Source organism: Brachybacterium halotolerans, from assembly GCF_016623465.1.
Taxonomy (GTDB): Bacteria; Actinomycetota; Actinomycetes; order Actinomycetales; family Dermabacteraceae; genus Brachybacterium; species Brachybacterium halotolerans.
This window is the reverse complement of sequence record NZ_JAEDAJ010000009.1, coordinates 78612-98655: the sequence shown is the minus strand read 5'-3', so window position 1 is coordinate 98655 and position 20044 is coordinate 78612. Positions and strand designations below refer to the sequence as shown.

Sequence of the window (20044 nt, the reverse complement as noted above, 5' to 3'; positions counted from 1 at the left end):
TCCGACCTGTGGTCGAATGCCCGAGGATGGCCGCCTCGCGTCGGCCGAGTCCGCACGCCCCGCTCGACCGTCCCGGCCCATCGGCCCAGGAGACTCATGAACCGTCTGGCCAAGCTCAGCCTGAACAATCGCCCGTTCATCGCGCTGGTCTGCATCGCCGTCTCGATCATCGGGATCTTCGCGATGACGACCATGCGTCAGGAGCTGATCCCCTCCGTCTCGCTCCCGCAGATCCAGGTGATGACCACCTCGCCGGGGGCCTCCTCGGAGCAGGTGCAGAAGCAGATCAGCAAGCCCGTCGAACAGGCGGTCACCGGCATCGAGGACGTCGAGAAGACCTCGTCGTCCTCCCAGGCGGGCGTCTCGGTGGTGACCGTCGAGCTCACCTACGGCACCGACACCGCACGCGCGACCAACCAGGTCGACGCCGCGATCGGGCGCATCGACGACCAGCTGCCCGAGGGCGCGGACCCGCAGGTCATCTCCGGCGGCACGAGCGATCTGCCGGCCGTGGTGCTGTCGGTCTCCTCCGATCTGAACCCGTCCGAGCTCGCCGACCGCCTCGACACGAGCGTCACCCCGGAGCTCGAGCGCGTGGACGGCGTCTCCTCCGTCGCGGTGATCGGTGCGCCCGAGAAGATCGTGCGCATCACGCCCGACGAGGACGAGATGAAGAAGCGCGGCCTCACCGACGACGACATCTCCACGGCGCTCGACGCGAACGGCCTCTCCCTGCCCGGCGGCAGCGTGACCGACAAGAAGCAGAGCATCGACGTGGTCATCGGCCACGAGATGACCAGCATCGACGACCTCAAGGGCATGGTCGTCATGCCCAGTTCGCAGGGTGCGTCCTCCGGCTCGTCGGACTCCTCCGGTGCCTCCGGCGGATCGGCCGACGGGTCGAGCGACGGCGCGTCCGGCGGCGACGCCGCAGGCCAGTCGGGTCAGCAGGGTCAGGCGGGCCAGCAGGGCCAGGCGGGCGCCGACCAGGGCGCCGCGACCGACCAGGGCCAGTCGGGCCAGGACCAGTCGGGTCAGCAGGGCCAGTCGGGCCAGGCTGGCCAGCAGGGTCAGCAGGAGGTCAGCACCCTGGGCGACGTCGCGAAGGTCGAGGAGACCACCGAGGATCCCACCTCGATCTCCCGCACCAACGGCCGCGAGTCGCTCGTGATGATGGTGACCGCGACCTCGGACGGCAACGTCGTGGACATCTCCAAGGATGTCTCCTCCAAGCTCGACAGCACTCTGGCCGAGGTCGGCGGCGACGCGAAGAGCGACGTGGTCTTCGACCAGGCGCCGTTCATCCGCGAGTCGATCGTGTCCCTCGCCGAGGAGGGTCTGCTGGGCCTGGTCATGGCCGTCGGCGTGATCCTGCTGTTCCTGCGGCGCCTGCGTCCGACGCTCGTCACCGCGATCTCGATCCCGACCTCGCTGCTCATCGCGTTCATCGGCATGCTCGTCACGGGCTACACGCTGAACATGCTGACCCTGGCGGCGCTCACGATCTCCATCGGCCGCGTGGTCGACGACTCGATCGTGGTCATCGAGAACATCACCAGACACCTGGCCTACGGCAAGACCCGCAGACGGGCGATCCTGGACGCGGTCAAGGAGGTCGCGGGCGCGATCACCGCCTCGACGCTCGCGACCGTGGTGGTGTTCCTGCCGATCGCGATCGTCGCCGGCATGGCCGGGGAGCTGTTCCGACCGTTCGCCCTCACCGTCGCGATCGCGATGCTCAGCTCGCTGCTGGTCGCGCTCACGATCGTTCCGGTGCTCGCGTACTGGTTCCTGCGCCCGCCCAAGAAGCAGCCGGTGCCGGATGATCCGGACGACGAGGCGCAGGTCGCGAAGGTGCGCGAGGCCGCCGAGGCGCGCGAGGAGCGCACCTGGCTCCACCGCCTCTACGCGCCCGTGCTGCGCCTGACCCTGAACTCGCTGCCGCGGCGCCTGATCACGGTCGCCGTCGCGATCCTCGTGCTCGTGGGCACCGTGTTCCTCACGCCGCTGCTGAAGATCAACTTCCTCGGCGACACCGGGCAGAACATCGCCTCGATCACCCAGACCCTCCCCGCCGGGACGAGCCTGGCGGACTCCTCGAAGAAGGCGAAGGACTCCGAGAAGGCCCTCATGGATCTCGACGGCGTCGAGACCGTGCAGACCACGATCGGCTCCGGCGGCGACGGCGGCGGCTTCAGCGCCGGAGGCGGCGGGGAGAACGAGATCAGCTTCTCGATCACCACCGACGCCGACTCCGACCAGCAGGCGCTGCAGACGAAGATGGTCCGAACCCTGCAGGACCTCCCCGACCCCGGGGACGTTGAGGCGGCCGACATGACGTCGGCGACCGGCTCCAGCACCGTGGACATCCAGATCACGGGGCCCACGGCCGAGGACCGCAAGAAGGCGAACGACGCCATCCTCGACCAGCTCGACCCGGCCCCCAGCGGCGTCAAGGAGGTCACGAGCGACCTCGAGGGCGACCAGCCCACCGCCGTGGTGACCGTCGACCGCAAGAAGGCCGCCGAGAAGGGCCTCACCGAGCAGACCGTCGTCGGCCTGGTCGCCCAGAAGATGAACCCCGGCTCCGTCGGCACCATCACCCTGGACGACGAGGACCTCGACATCTACGTCGAGCAGAAGGACGACGTCACCACGCTCAAGAAGCTCAAGGACCTCGACCTCGCCGAGGGCCTGCCGCTCACGGACGTCGCGAAGGTCAGCGAGGAGGAGTCCCGGCCTTCGATCGCGACGCAGGACAACGTCGAGACGGTCACCGTCTCCCTCGCCCCGACCTCGAGCGACAACGTCGGCGCGGTCTCCCAGGCGGCGCAGAAGGCGATCGACGACGCGGACCTGCCCAGCGGTGTGAAGGCATCGCTCGGCGGCTCGGCCTCGGACATCGACGAGACGTTCGGCCAGCTGGGCATCGCGATGCTCGCGGCGATCCTGCTGGTGTACGTGCTGCTGGTGTGGATCTTCAAGTCCCTCGTGCAGCCGCTCGTGCTGCTGGTGTCGATCCCGTTCGCGGCGACCGGCGCGCTGGGTCTGCTGGTCCTCACCGGCGTCCCGCTGGGGCTGCCCTCGATGATCGGCCTGCTGATGCTGGTCGGCATCGTGGTCACCAACGCGATCGTGCTCATCGACCTGGTCAACCAGTACCGGCGCGGGGGCATGGCCCTGGACGAGGCGATCCATGTGGGCGCCGCCAAGCGTCTGCGGCCGATCCTCATGACCGCGGCGGCGACGATCTTCGCGCTGCTGCCGATGGCCTTCGGCATCACCGGCAAGGGCGGCTTCATCTCCCAGCCGCTGGCCGTGGTCGTGATCGGCGGCCTGGTCACGTCGACCCTGCTCACCCTGGTGATCGTGCCGGTGCTCTACCGGCTCACCGAGGGCCCGGGCGAGCGTCGCCGCCTGCGTCGCGAGGCCGCCGAGCGCGATCGTCGCGAGACGGCGGAGCGCGACGCCCAGGCCAAGCGCGAGGCGCAGTCCAAGGAGCTCGGCGAGCGCGCGGCGGCCGCGGCGGCTGCGCCCGCGGCGTCGGGCGCGACGACGGGCGCGGCGGGTGCGCCCGCGGCGTCTGCGCCCGCGGCGTCGGGCACGGCGGCGGAAACGGCGTCGGAAGCGGCGTCGGGCTCGTCGGGTCCTGAGTCCCCGTCGTCCGGGCCGGGCACCGCGACGGATGATCCTGGGGCGGCGGCCGATACTGCGGCCTCGGCCCCGGCGGCGTCCACTCGGTCGGCCGGCGTCCCGGCGGCAGCGGGCTCGGCATCTGCGCCGGTCTCCCCGGCCTCGCCGGCCGAGGCGCCCGCCGGCGCCGCGACGGAGGGGGCGGCCGACGGCACATCGCCGGAGGGGGCGGCCGACGGTGCCTCACCGAGCGCCGACGCGTCGTCCGGTTCCGACACCTCGGCCAACTCGCACCGGGCTCCCGGCCCCGCGCACACGGCTCCCTCAGGGGAGAGCGGTGCGCACGCCGCCGGCCGTGGCGGCGCAGATGAGAGTCGCGCGGAGTCCGGGTCGGCCGGAGCCCGACGCTCGTCGGGACGCGGCGGTCCGCTGCGCAGGATCCGGAACCGCTTCCGCCGCTGAGCGGGGAAGGCCCCGCCGCGAGGCGGCCGGTCCCGCCGCGGGGCGGGTGCGGGTCGACTGCTGTGGATTCGTCGATGTCGGCGAACGGCGTATGCGGGCTCTCTCTGCCAAATATGGCAGAGAGAGCCCGCATACGCCGTTCCACGACACCCGCCCCGCCGCGCTGTCGCAGCCGGGGCCGTGACGCAGCCGTGCGCTGTCTTCGCCGGGCCCTGACGGGGACGCGGCCTGGCCGAGGTGCGGGCCCCCGCACAGCTCGGTCGAGCGCGAACCTGTCCGTCACACCGGCAGGGCCCTGCGGTGCAGGCGGCGCTGGAGAAGCGTCATGAGCACGGCAGGGGTCCTGTCCCAGGTGAGGAACACCTGCTCCCAGGTCAGCCGCGTGACCTTGTAGCCGAGAGCGGCGAGGGTCAGGTCGCGCCGACGATCCTCGTGGTACTGCTCGGGGTCGTCGTGGAGACGTTTGCTGTCGCACTCGTTCAGCCAATTCGTGCCGATGAGGATGTCGACGCGTATCCCGGGCAGCACGCGCACCTGCGTGCGGACGGGCACGCGGCGCTGCTCGAGCCACCAGCGCACAGCCGTCTCGGTGCCGGACTGGGCGTCCGAGCGGACCCGGCCGAGCGACGCGCTCTTCTTGCGGGGGAGTCCGGCCAGAAGGTCGTCGAGCTGTCGCCGGCTGAGCACGTCCTTGTTGAGCGCGGACTCGATGAGGATGGCGACGTCGAGGGTCGTCAGGCATCGGGCCGCGTGCTCGAGCGTGAGGGTGATGTCAGGGACCGGGTCGTCGTCCGGCCAGGTGCGCAGGCTGGGCCGGTGCAGGATCAGCGGCTCCAGCGGGCGCCGGGGTTCGCCGGGTCCGGGCTGCGGAGGTGGGGCGAGTCGCCCGGTCCTCGGATCGATCCTGCGGCGGATCTGCGTCAACATCGGCGGGGGTGCGGGAGCCGACGTGACCCGCGGGCAGAACGCATGGACGCCGTGCCCGACGGGGACCCAGAGGCCATGCAGCGCGGCCGCGTCCAGGCAGGTGGGACGCATGTCCATCTCGAGCAGCGCGACGAGGTCGTCCGGTGCCTCGGGCGTCACGTACCACTGGCCCGCGGAGCGCATGGCGCCGTCGCGCAGCAGTCGACGCCGGACGTTCGGGTCCGGCTCGATGCTCGGGAGCCGGGGCTTGCGGATGACTCCGGGGATCTTCATGGGGCGATGCCACCAGCTGCGTCCCGGGTGTGGGGGTGGGACAGCCCGAATGTGGACCAAGCGGGTATGGGGAGGACCGACGGCCCGCGGCGAGCGGCGAGCGGCGAGCGGCCAGCGGACAGCGGCGCGAGCAGCGCACAGCCGCACAGTCGCGTACCGGGTTCATCCGAGGTGCGCCTCATCGCATTGCTGTCACCGACCGGTATATGCGGGACGTCTCTGCCATATACGGCAGAGATGTCCCGCATACGCCGCTCCATGACGCCCGCCGACCATGCCGGCCGCCGACCATGTTGCGCACCGACCGCGCTCGGCGCAGACCATGACGACTCCCCAGCCAGCAGCGGCGGACCCTTGCGGCGATCCTGCGGCGACCGGACCCTCCCGCGGGCCCGCCACCGGTCAGATGGCGATGCCCATCCGTCCGAAGGCGTTGCGGAAGATGGTGAGGTCGTCGAGGCCCGGCAGCTTCTGGATCTTCTTGTCGAGGGCGTCGAGCTCCTCGCCGCGGCCGCCGAAGAGGTGGCCCATGACGTGCACGACCTCGTCGTCGCTCATGACGCCGGAGCCGACGGGCCGCCACGCCTTCGAGAGCGCCAGGCGGGTGGCCAGGCGCGCCTTCTTGGAGGCCTCGAGGCGCTCGCGGCCCTGCGTGGTGTAGAAGGCGACGTGCCGGGTCTCCTGCTGGGCGATGCGCTTGAGCAGGGGACTGAGCGCGGGGTGGTCGGTCATCGCGGAGAGCCGACGGTAGGCGGCGACGGCCGAGAGCTCGTTCGCGGCGCCCCAGGTCATGTGCACGGCCACGAAGTCGGTGCCCGCGAGGTTGGAGAGCGCGGACTGCTTGAGGGGGCTGAGCGCCTGGGTCCAGCCCAGCTTCACGCGCTTGGACTTCAGCTCGTCGTAGTCGACGACGATCCCGTGGCGCTGGAGGACGGCGGCGAGGGCCTCGCCGTGCCAGAACTCCTCGCGGTTCCACACGGTCATGAAGCCGCCGGTGGCGTGCTCGCGCCGCGAGGGCGTGACCAGCATGTCCCGCAGGTAGCAGGAGGTGTGGTACTCGACGTCGCACATGTAGCGCAGGGAGCGCAGGGTGGGCTCGTCCAGCGGTTGGGTCTCGAAGGTGTCGAAGTCGAGGTCGTCCCAGCCCACGGGCTCGGAGGTCTCCGCGAACTTCTCAAGGTCGAATGCCATCGGCTCCTCCGTCCGCTCGTCCGACGCCCTGCTGCACGATCCCGGCGCCCTTCTGCGCCACGGCACCGCCCGCGTGGGCGACGGCGCCGCCCGCCTGCGCCACGACACCGCCCGCGTGGGCGACGACGCCGCCGGCGCGTCCGACGCCGCGACGGATCGCGCGGGCCGGGCCGAGCAGACCGTGCAGGTCGGGCCCGGGGAGCAGGCGCGTGATCTCGAAGCGGGCCGAGCGCAGGGCGGCGCGGTCGGAGGCGCGCCGGAAGATGCTGGGGAGCACCGTCTCCTCGCCCGGCAGGTGCTGTCCGGCCGGCCGCATCGGGTCGCCGCCGACGGCGAGGACCGCGCGGGCGGCGATCGCCTCGCCGCGCGAGCGCGTGATCCGGGCGATCGCCTCGAGGCGGAAGAACTCCATGGTGCGGGTGCGGCGCGCGAGCAGCTCGCCGAGCACGCGGCCCGCTTCGGGCACCTGCGCGGCGCGGGGGAGGAGGGCGTCGACGGCCGCCCGCAGCCCGCCCTCCTGGATCGCCATGCGCGCCATGTGGCCGGCGGTGACCTTCTCGCCGGCCAGCCAGGTCCATCCCGGGCCGACGATCGGCAGCGCGCGCTCGACGTACGCGTGGCGCAGCGCGGCGGCGGCGTGCGGGAGATGAGGATGCGGAAGGCGCGGATGCGGGAGGTGGAGCCGGTCGGCGTCGTGCCCGCCGCCGGGCAGGGCCTCGACGATCTCCTGGAGGGCGTGCGCCCACCAGTGGCGCTCCCACAGCCAGCTGGCCAGGAACGCGGTGATGCGGGCCTCGTTCGACGTCCACGAGCTGTACATCGTGCGGGTCTCGGTGAGCGCGGTGGACTCCAGGGAGTGGAGGAACGCCAGGTCGCGTCGCAGGTCCTCGAGGTCGCGGGCCTCGATGCCGTGCGGATCCGCGGTGAGCTCCCGGGCGGTGCGCGCGATCTCCTCGGCGTCGACGTCGATCTTCCCGGGCACCTCGATGGTGTAGGCGCTGACGTCGAAGGACGTGCGCAGCACGGGAGCGACGGAGCCGTCGGAGAAGACGCGCGTGCCCTCGCGCGGCGCGTCGTCGTGATAGGCGACGGGGCGCGGCGTCGGGCGTGGGGTGCGGCTCCGGGTGCTGGAGCCGCGCCGTGCGGGAGCGCTCACGGGTGCTGGAACCTCCTGGCGCGCGAGGGGATGGGCCGCGGAAGCATCGGTTGTCGCCGGAACGTCCGGGACGCCGTCGCTGCGGACCGCGGCGGTCGGGCCCGGGCTCCACGGGGGAGCGGATGCCCGTCCATCCTAGTGACGCCCGGGTGCTCGTGGGAATCCAGGGCGGCGCTGTGAGCGGGTCCACGTCGGGGCGGGCGGGGCCTCAGGAGACCCGTCGGCCCCGTGAGCGGCCGACGCGGCGCGCGGGGGCGCCCCGACCCCGCGTGATCCGCCCATGACGAGGGCCGACGCGCGGCGGCGCGGCGCACCGACGGAACCGGACGAAGCGGACATGGGGTGGGAGGTGGCTTGCGCCCCGTCCGCGAGTCCCGTCGACGCATTTGCCGACAAGACCCTGGGCGGCGCTCCTTGGTAAGTTGCCCCCATGACAGCTCCCCGCTCCGCGTCCTCCGGGACCGGAGCGGCGCACCCTGGTGACGGCGCGCGACCCGGTGACGGTGCGCGACCCGGCGGTGCGGGCGAGAGCGTCCCCGATCTCTCGGCGGTCCCGGTGCAGGTGCCCTCGCTGGCCCGGCTGCGCGAGGCCCTGCGGGGCCCCGAGACGCCGCTGCCGCCGCCCCGCGGGGTCCGCGAGGCCGCCGTCCGCGTGCGCGACCTGGTCCACGCCGAGCGCTTCGCCGAAGCCCTGTACGTCGCCGAGCGGTTCCGCGACATCCCCGCGCCGCCGTCCCAGCGGCTGGAGCTGCTGCGGGCCCAGCTCACCGCGGCTCTCGCCGCGCACGAGGAGCGAGGCGCGGGCGACGATCTCCCCGGGCCGGACCAGTCCACTGCGCGCGGGGGCCACGCCGAGCAGGATCGGACGGGCCCGCAGGACCTGATCGCCCTGCAGGAGCTGGTGCGGGACATGGTCCGGACCATCGAGGACGCCGGCGCCCCCGAGCAGGCGGGCGCGACCCTCGAGGTGCTCGGCGCCCACCTGCGTCGCCTGGCCGCCCCGACCCGCCATGGCTCGGCGGCGTCGAGCCGCTCCGGTGCCGTCTCGTCGTCCCCCGTCGCGTCGTCCCCCGCAGCGGCCGAAGCCTCCGGGGACGCGCGAGCCCACGGGCGCCACCGCCGTCGGCGCGATGGCGACGCGATCCCGTCCGGTCTGCTCGCCGTCGTCGGCTGCCTCGAGCTCCCGCGGCCCGGCGCCGTCGACGTCGAGCAGCGCGCGCTGCGCGAGGCCCTCGTCGCCCTGCCGGAGCTGCAGGTGCCGCTCGTGGACGATCCCGGGCCGCTGCTCGCCGTGCGCTACGCGCAGGATCTCGAGGCGATCGGCTGGCTGCCGGAGGCGACGCGCCTCGCGCTCGACGTCCTCGACGAGGCCTCCCGTCTCGAGGCCCGCGAGGGCGGCTTCGCCGATGCCGCGCGCGTGGCCGTCTCCGCGCACGCCCTGCTCGCCCGGACGCTGCTCGAGGAGAACCCGCTCGCGGCCGTCGGCCATGCGCTCGCGGCCCTCGAGGGTCTGCGCGAGGTCGAGGACCCGCCGCTGCGCGTCGGCCTCATCACCGATCTGCTGCGCGCGCTGGTGCGCTGCGACCTGCAGGATCAGGCGACGTTCACCGCCGGTCGTCTGGCCTCCCTCACCCGCACCCTCCCCCACGACGAGCAGAGGATCGAGCCGCTGCTCGCGGTCGGCGCGCAGCGCGTCGCCGCGCGCCGCTACGACGGGGCCATGGTCGCCCTCAGCGAGGTGCAGTCCCTGAGCGCGCAGCTGCGCGATCGCCGCTCGCGCCTCGAGGCGACGCGCCTGCTCGCCCGTCTGCACCACGAACAGGGGCAGGGGCTCGAGGCGCTCGACCAGCTCCGTCTCTCCGCCGCGGACGCCCGCTGGGTCGCCGACGACCTCTTCACCCCGCTCGCCGAGCGGCCGCGCTTCATCCGCGCCGAGCTCGACGCGGAGGCCCTCGTGCTGCGCCACGCCCTGGACCTGGGACGGCCGACGGAGGCCGCCGCCGCGTCCCGCGAGGTCGTCCGCCGCGTCCGCTCCGAGCGCGGCACGGGCAGCCTGCCCGATGTGCTGCTCTGGGACCACGAGGCCGACGCCCGCATCGGCGCGATGATCGCCGAGGGCCTGCGCGCCGCCGCCGAGCTCAGGGCAGTAGCCGACGCCGGCGACAGGCACGCCGGTGCTCCCGGCGGGACCGGCGGGACCGGTGGGGCCGACGGGACCCCCAGGACCGGCGGCGCCGACGAGGCGCCCGCGAAGACCCGGACCCCGTACGAGAAGGCCCGACGCGAGGCCATGGCGACCCTGGAGCGCGTGCCGGAGGGCCACGAGGCGCGCGCCTCCTACTGGGGCGCCTACCTCGAGGACCGCCACGCCGCGATGCTCGCCGCCCGCGGCGACCGCTCACGGGCGCTCAAGGCCGCGCGCCGCGCCGAGCGCGCCTGGCGCCAGCTGGGCCGCGAGGACGAGGCGGTGCGGATCGCCGAGGAGATCGCCCACTGGTCATCGGGCGGAGCACCCCGCCACGCGGGCCCCTCGCTCCCGTCCGACCCCCACTGATCGGCCGACGGACCGTCGGACCCGGGGCGTAGCGTGAGGGACATGAACGCCATCGACATCCTCATCGACGCCGCGTCGCGCCCGGCGGACGCCGTCGACGCCCTGCGTCCCACGCTCACCCCCGAGCTGCTCGTCCAGCATCCCGGCGGCCACCCGAACTCCATCGCCTGGCTGCTGTGGCACACGGGACGCGAGATCGACGTGCAGCTCGCTGACCTGTCCGGCGACCAGGAGGTCTGGCGCAGCCTCGGCTTCCGCGAGCGCTTCGACCTCGGTGAGCTGGGCGATGCCGTCGGCTACGGCCAGAGCTCCGACCAGGCCCACTCCGTCGTCGTCACCGACGGCGCCCTGCTCGCCGAGTACGTGCGCGCCGCGACCGACGCGCTCATCGCCTACCTGCGCACCCTCTCCGAGGACGAGCTCGGCGTCGTCATCGACGATGCCTGGGATCCGCCGGTCACGCGCGGCGCGCGTCTGGTGAGCGTCATCGACGACGCCGCCCAGCACGTGGGCCAGGCCGCCTACGCGGCCGGCATCCCCCGCGCCTGACCCGCGGCCCGGCGCAGTCGACCCGCGCGCCCCAGTCGACCCGCCGCGCGGCCCGGACGACCCGCGGGCACCCCAGGCGCCCGCGGGTCGGTGCGCGGCTCAGTGCACCCCGGCCATGCCGCGGGTGACGGGCTTCGCGATCGCGAGCATGATCAGGCCGACCGCGATGGTCACAAGGCCCGTGATGCCGAAGTAGGCGACCTCGTGGTCCACCGAGTAGAGCGTGGACAGCGAGCCGGACAGGGCGGTGCCGAGCGCGACGGCCAGGTTGTACAGCGCCATCATCATCACCGGGAACGCGGCGGGCGCGAGCCGGGTCGCGAGCGAGAGGCCGACGGGCGAGATCGAGAGCTCGCCGAGCGTCGCGACCAGCAGGATCAGCGCGACCCACAGCACCGGGACGCCGGCGACCGGGGCCATCGGCACGAACAGCAGGAAGGCGACCCCCACCAGCAGGATGCCGATCGCGAACTTCACCGGGGTGCCGGGCTGTCGGCGGCCGAGCTTCGTCCACAGGGCGGCGAAGACGGGCGCGAGCAGCAGGATGAACAGCGGGTTGAAGGACTGCGGCCAGGAGATCGGCATCTCCCAGCCCAGGATGCTGCGGTTCAGCCGCTCGTCGGCGTAGACGACGAGCACCGTGAACTGCTGCTGGAAGAGCGCGAAGAACGCGGCGGTGCCGATGAACATCGGGATGAAGGCGATGACGCGGGAGCGCTCGGTCGCGGTGATCTTGGAGCTGGTCAGCATGATCGCGAAGATGATGATCGCGGCGACCACGGAGATCCCCACCACGATGTTCGCGAGATTGCCGGGGTTGATCACGCCGGCGAGCACCAGGATCACGACGAGCAGCACGGCGACCACGGCGATGACGCCCCACAGGACGAAGCGGGAGCGGGGCAGCGGATCGGGCACGCGGTTCGCGTTCGCGGGCAGGGAGCCGCGGGTGAGGACGTACCAGACCAGGCCGACGGCCATGCCCACCGCGGCGGCGCCGAAGCCCAGGTGGAAGCCCCAGTTCTGCTGGAGGAAGCCGGTGACGAGCGGGCCCAGCAGGCCGCCGATGTTCACGCCCATGTAGTAGAGCGAGAAGCCCGCGTCGCGCTTGGGGTCGTCGACCGCGTAGAGCGAGCCGACGAGGGTCGCGGCGGTGGCCTTGAGCCCGCCGGAGCCGATCGCGACGCACAGGAGGCCCGTGACCAGGCCCGGCACGCCCGGCAGCAGCGCCAGGGAGATGTGGCCGAGCATGATCAGGACGGCGCTCGCGAACAGGGTGCGCTGGGGGCCGATGAGCCGGTCGGAGACGAGGGCGCCGACGATGCAGAACACGTACACGGCGCCGCCGTAGGCGCCGACGATCGAGGTCGCGACGCCCTGGTCGATCCCGAGACCGCCCTGGGTCATCGCGAAGTACATGTAGATCGCGAGGATCCCCTGCATGCCGTAGAAGCTGAAGCGCTCCCACATCTCGAGGCTGAACAGGTTCATCAGCGGCCAGGGCTGTCCGAAGAACGTGCGGCCGCCGTGGTGCGGGGCCGCGGGATCGCCGGATGCTGGGGAGGGGACCGCCTCGGTGCGGTCCGGGTGCTGGGTGGCATTCACGGGCCGCCATGGTGCCGCCGCTGCGCGCCGGGCACAAACCCGTGCGCGCTCGTCGTGACCTAGCAGACGCCGCGCTCCCTGCCCGTCCACTCGCTCAGCGCGGGGCCGATCCGGCGGGCCGACGGGCCCGGAAGAAGGGTGTCCTCGCTGATCAGGCCGCCGAAGTAGGGGGCGCGGGATGACTCGAGGATCGGTGGCGCGTCGTCCCCGAGGGCGGTGCGCACGAACGCGGCGAGGGACATCCGGTGGAGACCGGCGATATCTAGGTCGCCGCCGTTCTCCCCGTCGGCCCCGAGGATCCGGGCGACGAGCCGGGCGAGATGCGCGGCGACCGCGTCGCCGGCGATCGGCTGCACCTGGATCGGCGGGAGCAGGGTCGTGGAGCCGGGCCCGCCCGGGCCGTCCGCGCGCTCCGCGGCCTCGGCGATGCCGCGTGCGAACTCGAAGAACTGGGTGGCGTGCAGGATCGTCCAGGGGATCCCGCCGTCGCGGACCTCCTGCTCCATGCCTGCCTTGGCCCGGTAGAAGGGCACGTCGGGCGCGCGGTCGGCGCCGACGATGGACAGCGAGAGGTGGTGGCGCACGCCCGCGGCGCGCTCGGCGCCCAGCAGGCGGCGGATCCCGGTCGTGAAGAAGGCCTCGAGGGCCTCGGGCGCGAAGGAGCGGGGCTTCGAGGTGTCGACCACCAGGTCCGCGCCGCGCAGGGCATCCTCGAGGCCTGCGCCGGTCACGGCGTCCACGCCCGTCGAGGGCGAGGCGACGACCACCTCATGGCCGTCGGCCTCGAGCAGGCGCACGAGCTTCGCGCCGATCGTGCCCGTCCCGCCCACGACGACCACGCGGGCGGCAGACGCGGGCCCGTGGGCGGATGCGGTCGCGGGCACAGGCTCGCCGGGCTGCTCGGATCGTGCGGAACCTGCCATGGCACGGGACCTCCTGCAACGCGACGGGGCACGAGGAGCGCGGATCGCTCCGCACCCATCGTGCCCCGTGGACGTCGCCGATGGCCCGTCGGTCCGTCGGCCGTCGTCCTATCGGTCGCGTGCTGGTCGCGTGGTCGCGCGAGCGCGGCTCAGGCGCGCGCCGAGCGGCGGCCCGAGCGCCGGCCCACGAAGAGGTGGTCCAGCGAGAGGCGGCCGGAGCCGGTCGCGGCCAGCGCCAGCGCACCGGCGCCGAGGCCGCCCACGAGCTCCCAGCCGCCGCCGTCGACGAAGACGCCCGAGCCCACGTGGACGAGCAGAGCCGCGACGAGCATGTCGATCGCGAGCAGGATCCCGACCCACGGCGTGAGCACGCCGAGGATGAGGGCGATGCCGCCGGCGAGCTCGAGGATCGCCACGACCGGGGCGGCGAGCTCGGGCATCGGCACGCCCATGCCCGCGAAGTTCTGCGCGGTCGCGTCCAGTCCCCACTCGGAGATCTTCTGGATGCCGTGGGCCGTGAAGACGACGCCCAGGACGATGCGGGCGACGAGCAGGCCGAGGTCGCGTGCGGTCGAGTGGCGCTGTGCGGTGGAGGTGGCCATGAGGGGTCCTTCCGTCGGATGCGGGGGTCGACCCGGGCCCGCGCCCGCCGCGGCGAGCGTCCGGCGTCGGGCGGTGGCCGCCCACGGTAGTGGAAAGATCAAAGACTTGGGAAGGGCGGCGTGCGACTCCACACGCGAGCCGCGTGGATCCACAGTCCCGTCGGGCGGCGTCGGCCCTCTTCCCTAGACTGTCCCGGTGACCCAGAACGACGCCTTCGAACCCGGCCCCGATCGCGGACTCGAGCGCACCCCGCCGCAGGACCTCGCCGCCGAGCGCGGCGTGCTGGGCGGGATGATGCTGTCCAAGGACGCGATCGCCGACGTCGTCGAGAAGGCCCGCGGCTCGGACTTCTACCGCCCCGCGCACGAGGTCATCTTCGACGCCATCACCGACCTCTACTCGCGCGGTGAGCCCGCTGACCTGGTCACCGTCTCCGACGAGCTCACCAAGCGCGGCGAGCTGCAGCGCGTGGGCGGCGGCGCCTACCTCGCCGACCTCATCGACATGGTCCCCACCGCCGCGAACGCCGGGTTCTACGCGGACATCGTCGTGGAGCGCGCGACCCTGCGCCGCCTCGTCGAGGCCGGCACCCGCATCGTCCAGCTCGGCTACGCGGCCGACGGCGGCGAGGTCGAGGAGGTCATCAACGAGGCGCAGGCGCAGGTCTACGCGGTCACCGAGCGCGGCCAGAGCGAGGACTTCCTGCCTCTGTCCGAGGTCATCGGCGGCACCATCGACGTCATCGAGGCCACGCAGAACCGCGGCGGCCAGGTCACCGGCATCCCCACGGGCTTCTCCGAGTTCGACGAGATCACGCAGGGCCTGCACCCCGGCCAGATGATCATCTTCGCCGGCCGCCCCGCGATGGGGAAGACGACGCTGGGCATGGACGTGCTGCGCTCGGCGTCGATCCACAACGGCCAGACCAGCGTCATCTTCTCCCTGGAGATGGACAAGACCGAGATCACGATGCGTCTGCTCTCGGCCGAGGCGCAGGTGCCGATGGGCAAGATGCGCGACGGCTCGATGGACGACCGCGACTGGCAGGCGATGGCGCGCGCCATGAGCCGCATCGGCAACGCGCCGCTGTTCATGGACGACTCCGCGAACATGTCGCTCATGGAGATCCGCGCGAAGTGCCGCCGGCTCAAGCAGAAGCACGACCTCAAGCTCGTGGTCATCGACTACCTGCAGCTCATGAGCTCCGGCAAGCGCGTGGAGTCGAGGCAGCAGGAGGTCAGCGAGTTCTCCCGTGCGCTCAAGCTGCTGGCCAAGGAGCTCGAGGTCCCGGTGATCGCGATCTCCCAGCTGAACCGCGGCAGCGAGCAGCGCCAGGACAAGAAGCCGATGATGAGCGACCTGCGCGAGTCCGGCTCGATCGAGCAGGACGCCGACCTCATCGTGCTCATCCACCGCGAGGACTACTACGAGAAGGAGTCCCAGCGCGCCGGCGAGGCCGACCTCATCCTCGCCAAGCACCGCAACGGCGCCGTGGGCACCATCGCCGTGGCCTTCGAGGGCCACTACTCGCGCTTCAAGGACATGCCCGGAGGCGGCGGCTTCACCGGCGGGTGAGCGGTGGCGCGGCGGCACTGAGCGCCGCCGTAGACATGAGGATGGCGAGCCGGGATGCACGCCTGCGTGCCCGGAATCTTCGTGGAGCGGGGGCTCGCTCCTGTGCGGGTGTCCTGCAGATCCTTCTCGTGCTGATGGTAGCGTCGAATCCGTGCTGAAGGTAGCGTAAAAGTCCTGCTGAAGGTAGCGTACGCGCGGCCATGTGGCGTCAGATGTGCACGTCAGGGGGGAATCGTGGGATACAGACGACGAAGTCTCGACAGCTCGCTCGACGCGCTGATGCCTTCGTTGCCCGCGATCGCGATCGACGGGGCCAAAGGCGTCGGGAAGTCGGGCACGGCCCTGCGGAGGGCATCCCGCGCCTACTTGCTGGATGATCCCGCGCAGCGCGAGCTCCTGGCATCCGATCCGTCGCTGCTGAACGGTGACCAGGGCACGGTCCTTCTCGACGAGTGGCAATGGCTGCCGGAGGTGTGGGATGTCGTGCGGCGCCGAGTGGATTCCGGGGCACGCCCGGGCCGGTTCCTCCTCACCGGCAGTGCCTCGGAGTCCGCTGCGCAGGGGACGCACAGTGGTGCGGGCCGGATCGTCTCGCTCCGGATGCGGCCCATGGCAGTGCACGAGAGAGGTGTCGTCGAGCCGACCGTCAGCCTTGCAGCGATGATGGACGGCGAGGGGGACGCCAAGGTCACCGGGATGACGGACTGGACGACGTCCGACTACGCGGAGGCCCTCTCGCGCAGCGGCTTCCCGGGAGTCATGGGGGCCGAGGCGAGGGCCGGACGCGTCCTGCTGGACAGCTACCTCCTGAGGATCATCGATCGAGACCTTCCCGAGGTCGGACTGAAGGTGCGACGCCCGGGAGTGCTTCGCCGATGGATCGCCGCCTACGCGGCGGCGTCGTCGTCGACCACCGCGTACGCCAAGATCATGGATGCCACGACGGGCGGTGATGGGACGCAGCCGGCGAAGACGACGACGATCGCGTACCGAGAGCATCTGACGCAGCTGTGGGTGCTCGACCCCGTACCCGCGTGGGAGCCCGTACGGATCTCGCTGGGACGACTGCAGCAGGCCCCCAAACACCAGCTCGTGGATCCCGCCCTCGCTCTGAGGGCATTGGGGATGAGCGCGAAGACGCTCATGGGCCCGCGGGGCGCGCACATGGCGGGACCGCTGTTCGAATCGCTCGCCACGCTGTCCGTCCGCGCGTCGGCCACTGCGGCCGATGCGCACGTGGGCCATCTGCGCACCCGGAACGGAGATCGCGTGGTCGACCTCATCGTCGAAGGGCCCGACGGGCGGATCGTGGGCATCGAGGTGAAGCTCGCGAGGTCGGTCGACGACCACGACGTGCGCCACCTGCTGTGGCTGCGGGAGAAGCTCGGGGACGACGTCGCCGACCTCGTCGTCCTCACCACGGGACCCGAGGCCTACCGGCGCGCGGACGGGGTCGCCGTCGTCCCTCTCGCTCTGCTCGGCGACTGAAAGTCGACCCTGTCACGTGGACGGGACGCTCACCGCAGGGTCTCGACCAGCTCCTCGTCGCTGAGCTCCCGGTCGGAGAGGACGAGCCGGATCGCCGAGGGATCGGGGTTCCCCGCATCGGGTCCCCGGTAGCGCTGCACCAGTCCCAGGCGCCGTGCGAGCGCCGCGGAGGCTTCGTTGTGCTCGAGCAGGAAGGCCACCACCGGCACCTCGGGGGCCGCCGCGCGGGCCGCCTCGATCGCTGCCCGCGCCGCCTCGCGGGCGAAGCCCTGCCCCTGCGCTTCCGGGCGGAAGCGGTAGCCGAGGTTCCAGAAGCGCGCGCCCTGCGCCGCCTCGTCGGCCGCCCCGCGCAGCGAGCAGCCGGCGTTGCCCAGCAGCTCGTCCTCTCCGCGGGGGCGCACGATCCAGGTGCCCAGTCCATCGCGCTCCCACTGGGCGATCCAACGCTCGAGCATCGTGCGCGTGTCCTGCTCGTCCGTGTGCCGCAGCTGCGGAAAGTGCGCCCACACCCGGGGGTCCTCGTACAGGGCGTGCAGCTCGGGCAGATCGGAGAGCCGCGGCACGTGGAGGTCGAGGCGCTCGGTGCTCCGCTCGGGGCCGACGGGACCGTCGGGCCCGTCCCGAACCGCGCGCACGTCGGCGCTCATGCGAGCGCCTGGCCCGAGTCGGCGCCGGAGCGCTCGTCGTGCAGGGTCAGCAGCCGGCGCTCGGCATCGCTCGTCGGCTCGACGCCGTTCCACCAGACGCGCCGGCACGCGGCGCTGCCCGCGCAGGAGGACTCGAAGTCCCGCACCCATGACGCGTACTCGTCGGCCGCCCGGCCCTCCGCCGGCCAGCGCACACCCAGCGCCGCGCGGCCCACGCGCCACGGCTTCGGCGCGAGCCGAGCCCGGTAGGAGGCCTGCGCCGCGCACAGCCTGACGTACAGCGGATCCGAGCCGAGCTCGTCGAGGATGCCGCGGGCCTGCTCGCTCGCGGGCGCCGCGCCCGTCCCGCTGATCAGCACGCGGAACCCCGCAGCGGTGCGGTGCAGGTGCACGCCCCAGTCCGGGTGGGCGCCGGCGAAGGCCTCGACCCTCTCGCGCACGGCCGTCGCCTCGGGCGTCGCGTCGAGCGCATCGGACACGCCCGGTGCGTCGTCGGACCCGGTCCCCGTGCGCGCCTCGGCCCCGGCGCCCGCCTCGTCGGCCGCCGCGGCGGACGCCTGCGCCCGCCGTCCGAACAGACGCCCCAGAAGGGACGGGCGCTCCCCGCCCGCGCCCGCAGCCGGGCCCGCACCGCGCCCGGATCCCCGTCGGCCCCGTGCCAGCGCCGAGGCCGGCAGGTCAACATCCGCGATGAGCACGGCGTCCGTGTTCAGCACGGCGGCGCCGTAGCGGTTGCGGGTGATCACGGCGAGCAGCGCGCCGTCGTCGCCGCGCACCTCCTCGAGGATCTCCTCGCGCACGGGCCGACCGGGGTAGTACTCGGCCGCGCGCGTGTCCTCGATCCCGCGCGCCGCGAGGTCCTGCGCCCGTCGCTCGGCGCGCGAGAGCGCGTCCTCGCGGGAGCTGTCCGACCACCCCCACACGTCCACGGGGACCTCGCCGCGGCGACGAGTGGGGACGGTGGTGGTGCGCGAGGCCCAGAAGCGGGGGATCGGTTCCATCGGTCCAGCGTATGGGGCGATGCGCGGCGAGGGGGTGAGGAGGGGGAGAATCGACCGGTGACGTCCCCGGACACCCCTTCCTCCTCGACCCCCGATCCCGACCTCCCGACGGCCTCGACGCGCCCCGCCGAGTCCGGCCGTGCCGCCGCGTCCGGCCGCACCGCGGGCGCCGTCGGGCTCGCGCTCGCGATCGTCTTCGTGGTGACGATCTCGCTGAACCTGCGCCCCGCCGCGTCCGGGCTGGGCCCGCTCATGGAGGACATCACCGGCGCCTACGGCGTGGGCGCCTGGGCCGACGGCCTGCTCACCGCCCTGCCCTGCCTGTGCTTCGGCGCGTTCGGCCTGCTCGCGGTGCCCCTGTCCCGGCGCATCGGGCTCACCGGGACGATCGTGCTCGCCTTCTCGCTGCTGACGATCGGGCTGATCCTGCGCCCGCTCTCCGGCTCGTTCGGGCTGTTCGTGCTGCTCAGCGCGGTCGCGCTGATGGGTCCGTCGCTCGTCAACGTGGTCACGCCGGCCTGGGTCAAGCACCACGGCGGACGCTCCACCGTGCTGCTCATGACCGCCTATTCGATGCTGCTCTCGGTCGGGGCGGCCGTCGGTCCGGCGATCGCCGTCCCGCTCGCCTCCGGGGGCAGCGGCTGGCGCTTCTCTCTGCAGGCCTGGACCGCGCTCGCGGTGCTGCCGGTGCTCGTCGGCCTCGTGGTGCTCGCGAAGGTCGGCAACGACTTCCCGCGCGCGGCCGACGGCGTCCTGCCCCCTGAGCAGGGCGCGTCCGACCCGGCGGCCCCCGACGCCACGACGGAGCGCGCGCGGGTCCGGGCCGCAGCCCGCGTGGCGGCGCGCAGCGTCCCCCTGCGGCGCTCGCCGACCGCGCTCTTCCTCACGCTCATGTTCGGTCTGCAGTCGATGAACGCGTACACGCAGTTCGGCTTCCTCCCGCAGATCCTCACCGACGCGGGACTCTCCGGCGCCGCCGCCGGGGCGACGGTCTCGCAGGTCGCCGCCTGGGGCATGATCGGCGGGCTGGTGATGCCGACGGTGATCGCGCGCTCCCAGCGCCTGGGCGTGTTCGCGCTCGCATTCGGCGTGCTCACCGCGGCCGGCTACCTCGCCCTGATCATCGCGCCGGCCGCCGCGCCCGTCGCCTGGGCGGCACTGCTGGGCATCGGCGGTTTCGCCTTCCCGACCGCGATCGCGATGATCCCCGGCCGCACCCGCGACCCCGCGATCACGGCCAGGCTCTCGGGGATGGTCCAGCCCGTGGGGTACCTGCTCGCGGGCGTCGGCCCGCTCGTGATGGGCGCGCTGCTGCAGGCGACCGGCTCGATGACGCTCGTGCTGTGGCTGCTGGTGGCGAGCGCCGTCCTGCTGGGAGTGGCCGGCTGGCGGGCGAGCGCCAACAGGCTCGTGGACGACGACCTCGTCGACGCCGTCGAGCGCGCCTGAGATCCGAC

General features: G+C 72.9%; 14 protein-coding genes. 6 read left to right on the top strand and 8 right to left on the bottom strand.

Features of this window, described 5'->3' with window-relative positions; translation table 11 throughout:
• Positions 1 to 96: 96 nt before the first annotated feature.
• Positions 97 to 4095: an efflux RND transporter permease subunit gene (locus I8D64_RS13760; RefSeq protein ID WP_200503361.1), complete on the top strand. Its 3999-nt coding sequence runs from the start codon at positions 97 to 99 to the stop codon at positions 4093 to 4095.
• 279 nt (positions 4096 to 4374) lie between these two features.
• Here the strand turns inward: I8D64_RS13760 and I8D64_RS13755 are convergent, their stop codons facing one another.
• The 3 genes from I8D64_RS13755 to I8D64_RS13745 all read right to left on the bottom strand — a co-directional run bounded on the left by I8D64_RS13755 (position 4375) and on the right by I8D64_RS13745 (position 7642).
• Positions 4375 to 5295 (bottom strand): endonuclease domain-containing protein, encoded by a 921-nt coding sequence (locus tag I8D64_RS13755; protein WP_246483051.1) that lies wholly within the window; start codon positions 5293 to 5295, stop codon positions 4375 to 4377.
• A 402-nt stretch (positions 5296 to 5697) separates the two neighbouring features.
• On the bottom strand, positions 5698 to 6486 hold the full coding sequence (locus tag I8D64_RS13750) for a ferritin-like domain-containing protein (protein ID WP_152353709.1): 789 nt from the start codon (positions 6484 to 6486) through the stop codon (positions 5698 to 5700).
• Positions 6470 to 7642 (bottom strand): hypothetical protein, encoded by a 1173-nt coding sequence (locus I8D64_RS13745; protein ID WP_200503360.1) that lies wholly within the window; start codon positions 7640 to 7642, stop codon positions 6470 to 6472. Before I8D64_RS13745 ends, I8D64_RS13750 begins: the two co-directional genes overlap by 17 nt.
• A gap of 430 nt (positions 7643 to 8072) precedes the next feature.
• On the opposite strand from I8D64_RS13745, the gene I8D64_RS13740 reads away from it, so the two are divergent.
• Positions 8073 to 10196, top strand: a complete 2124-nt coding sequence (locus I8D64_RS13740; protein WP_200503359.1) for a hypothetical protein — start codon at positions 8073 to 8075, stop codon at positions 10194 to 10196.
• Between the two features lie 42 nt (positions 10197 to 10238).
• Positions 10239 to 10745: a mycothiol transferase gene (locus I8D64_RS13735; RefSeq protein ID WP_200503358.1), complete on the top strand. Its 507-nt coding sequence runs from the start codon at positions 10239 to 10241 to the stop codon at positions 10743 to 10745.
• 99 nt (positions 10746 to 10844) lie between these two features.
• Here the strand turns inward: I8D64_RS13735 and I8D64_RS13730 are convergent, their stop codons facing one another.
• The 3 genes from I8D64_RS13730 to I8D64_RS13720 all read right to left on the bottom strand — a co-directional run bounded on the left by I8D64_RS13730 (position 10845) and on the right by I8D64_RS13720 (position 13875).
• Positions 10845 to 12350, bottom strand: a complete 1506-nt coding sequence (locus I8D64_RS13730; protein ID WP_343068586.1) for a peptide MFS transporter — start codon at positions 12348 to 12350, stop codon at positions 10845 to 10847.
• 59 nt (positions 12351 to 12409) lie between these two features.
• On the bottom strand, positions 12410 to 13273 hold the full coding sequence (locus I8D64_RS13725) for an SDR family oxidoreductase (protein ID WP_200503357.1): 864 nt from the start codon (positions 13271 to 13273) through the stop codon (positions 12410 to 12412).
• A 149-nt stretch (positions 13274 to 13422) separates the two neighbouring features.
• Positions 13423 to 13875 (bottom strand): DoxX family protein, encoded by a 453-nt coding sequence (locus I8D64_RS13720; protein WP_200503356.1) that lies wholly within the window; start codon positions 13873 to 13875, stop codon positions 13423 to 13425.
• 196 nt (positions 13876 to 14071) lie between these two features.
• On the opposite strand from I8D64_RS13720, the gene dnaB reads away from it, so the two are divergent.
• Both dnaB and I8D64_RS13710 read left to right on the top strand, forming a co-directional pair.
• Positions 14072 to 15451: a replicative DNA helicase gene (gene dnaB / locus I8D64_RS13715; RefSeq protein ID WP_200503355.1), complete on the top strand. Its 1380-nt coding sequence runs from the start codon at positions 14072 to 14074 to the stop codon at positions 15449 to 15451.
• A 279-nt stretch (positions 15452 to 15730) separates the two neighbouring features.
• On the top strand, positions 15731 to 16939 hold the full coding sequence (locus I8D64_RS13710; RefSeq protein WP_214651267.1) for an ATP-binding protein: 1209 nt from the start codon (positions 15731 to 15733) through the stop codon (positions 16937 to 16939).
• Positions 16940 to 16968: 29 nt separating this feature from the next.
• On the opposite strand, the gene I8D64_RS13705 is transcribed toward I8D64_RS13710, so the two are convergent.
• Positions 16969 to 17586 carry a GNAT family N-acetyltransferase gene (locus I8D64_RS13705; protein ID WP_200503353.1) on the bottom strand — a complete coding sequence of 206 codons (618 nt, stop codon included), beginning with the start codon at positions 17584 to 17586 and terminating at the stop codon, positions 16969 to 16971.
• Positions 17583 to 18587: a hypothetical protein gene (locus I8D64_RS13700; protein ID WP_200503352.1), complete on the bottom strand. Its 1005-nt coding sequence runs from the start codon at positions 18585 to 18587 to the stop codon at positions 17583 to 17585. The genes I8D64_RS13705 and I8D64_RS13700 overlap by 4 nt, the downstream gene beginning before the upstream one ends.
• Positions 18588 to 18644: 57 nt before the next feature.
• On the opposite strand from I8D64_RS13700, the gene I8D64_RS13695 reads away from it, so the two are divergent.
• Positions 18645 to 20036 carry an MFS transporter gene (locus I8D64_RS13695; protein WP_200503351.1) on the top strand — a complete coding sequence of 464 codons (1392 nt, stop codon included), beginning with the start codon at positions 18645 to 18647 and terminating at the stop codon, positions 20034 to 20036.
• The last annotated feature ends 8 nt before the right edge of the window (positions 20037 to 20044 follow it).

Bases quoted from the DNA above. Each gene is read 5' to 3' on its own strand.
- I8D64_RS13700 (WP_200503352.1), bottom strand. From the start codon at position 18,587: ATGGAACCGATCCCCCGCTTCTGGGCCTCGCGCACCACCACCGTCCCC.
- I8D64_RS13705 (WP_200503353.1), bottom strand. From the start codon at position 17,586: ATGAGCGCCGACGTGCGCGCGGTTCGGGACGGGCCCGACGGTCCCGTC.
- I8D64_RS13725 (WP_200503357.1), bottom strand. From the start codon at position 13,273: ATGGCAGGTTCCGCACGATCCGAGCAGCCCGGCGAGCCTGTGCCCGCG.
- I8D64_RS13710 (WP_214651267.1), top strand. From the start codon at position 15,731: ATGCCTTCGTTGCCCGCGATCGCGATCGACGGGGCCAAAGGCGTCGGG.
- I8D64_RS13755 (WP_246483051.1), bottom strand. From the start codon at position 5,295: ATGAAGATCCCCGGAGTCATCCGCAAGCCCCGGCTCCCGAGCATCGAG.
- I8D64_RS13750 (WP_152353709.1), bottom strand. From the start codon at position 6,486: ATGGCATTCGACCTTGAGAAGTTCGCGGAGACCTCCGAGCCCGTGGGC.
- I8D64_RS13720 (WP_200503356.1), bottom strand. From the start codon at position 13,875: ATGGCCACCTCCACCGCACAGCGCCACTCGACCGCACGCGACCTCGGC.
- I8D64_RS13740 (WP_200503359.1), top strand. From the start codon at position 8,073: ATGACAGCTCCCCGCTCCGCGTCCTCCGGGACCGGAGCGGCGCACCCT.
- I8D64_RS13735 (WP_200503358.1), top strand. From the start codon at position 10,239: ATGAACGCCATCGACATCCTCATCGACGCCGCGTCGCGCCCGGCGGAC.
- I8D64_RS13760 (WP_200503361.1), top strand. From the start codon at position 97: ATGAACCGTCTGGCCAAGCTCAGCCTGAACAATCGCCCGTTCATCGCG.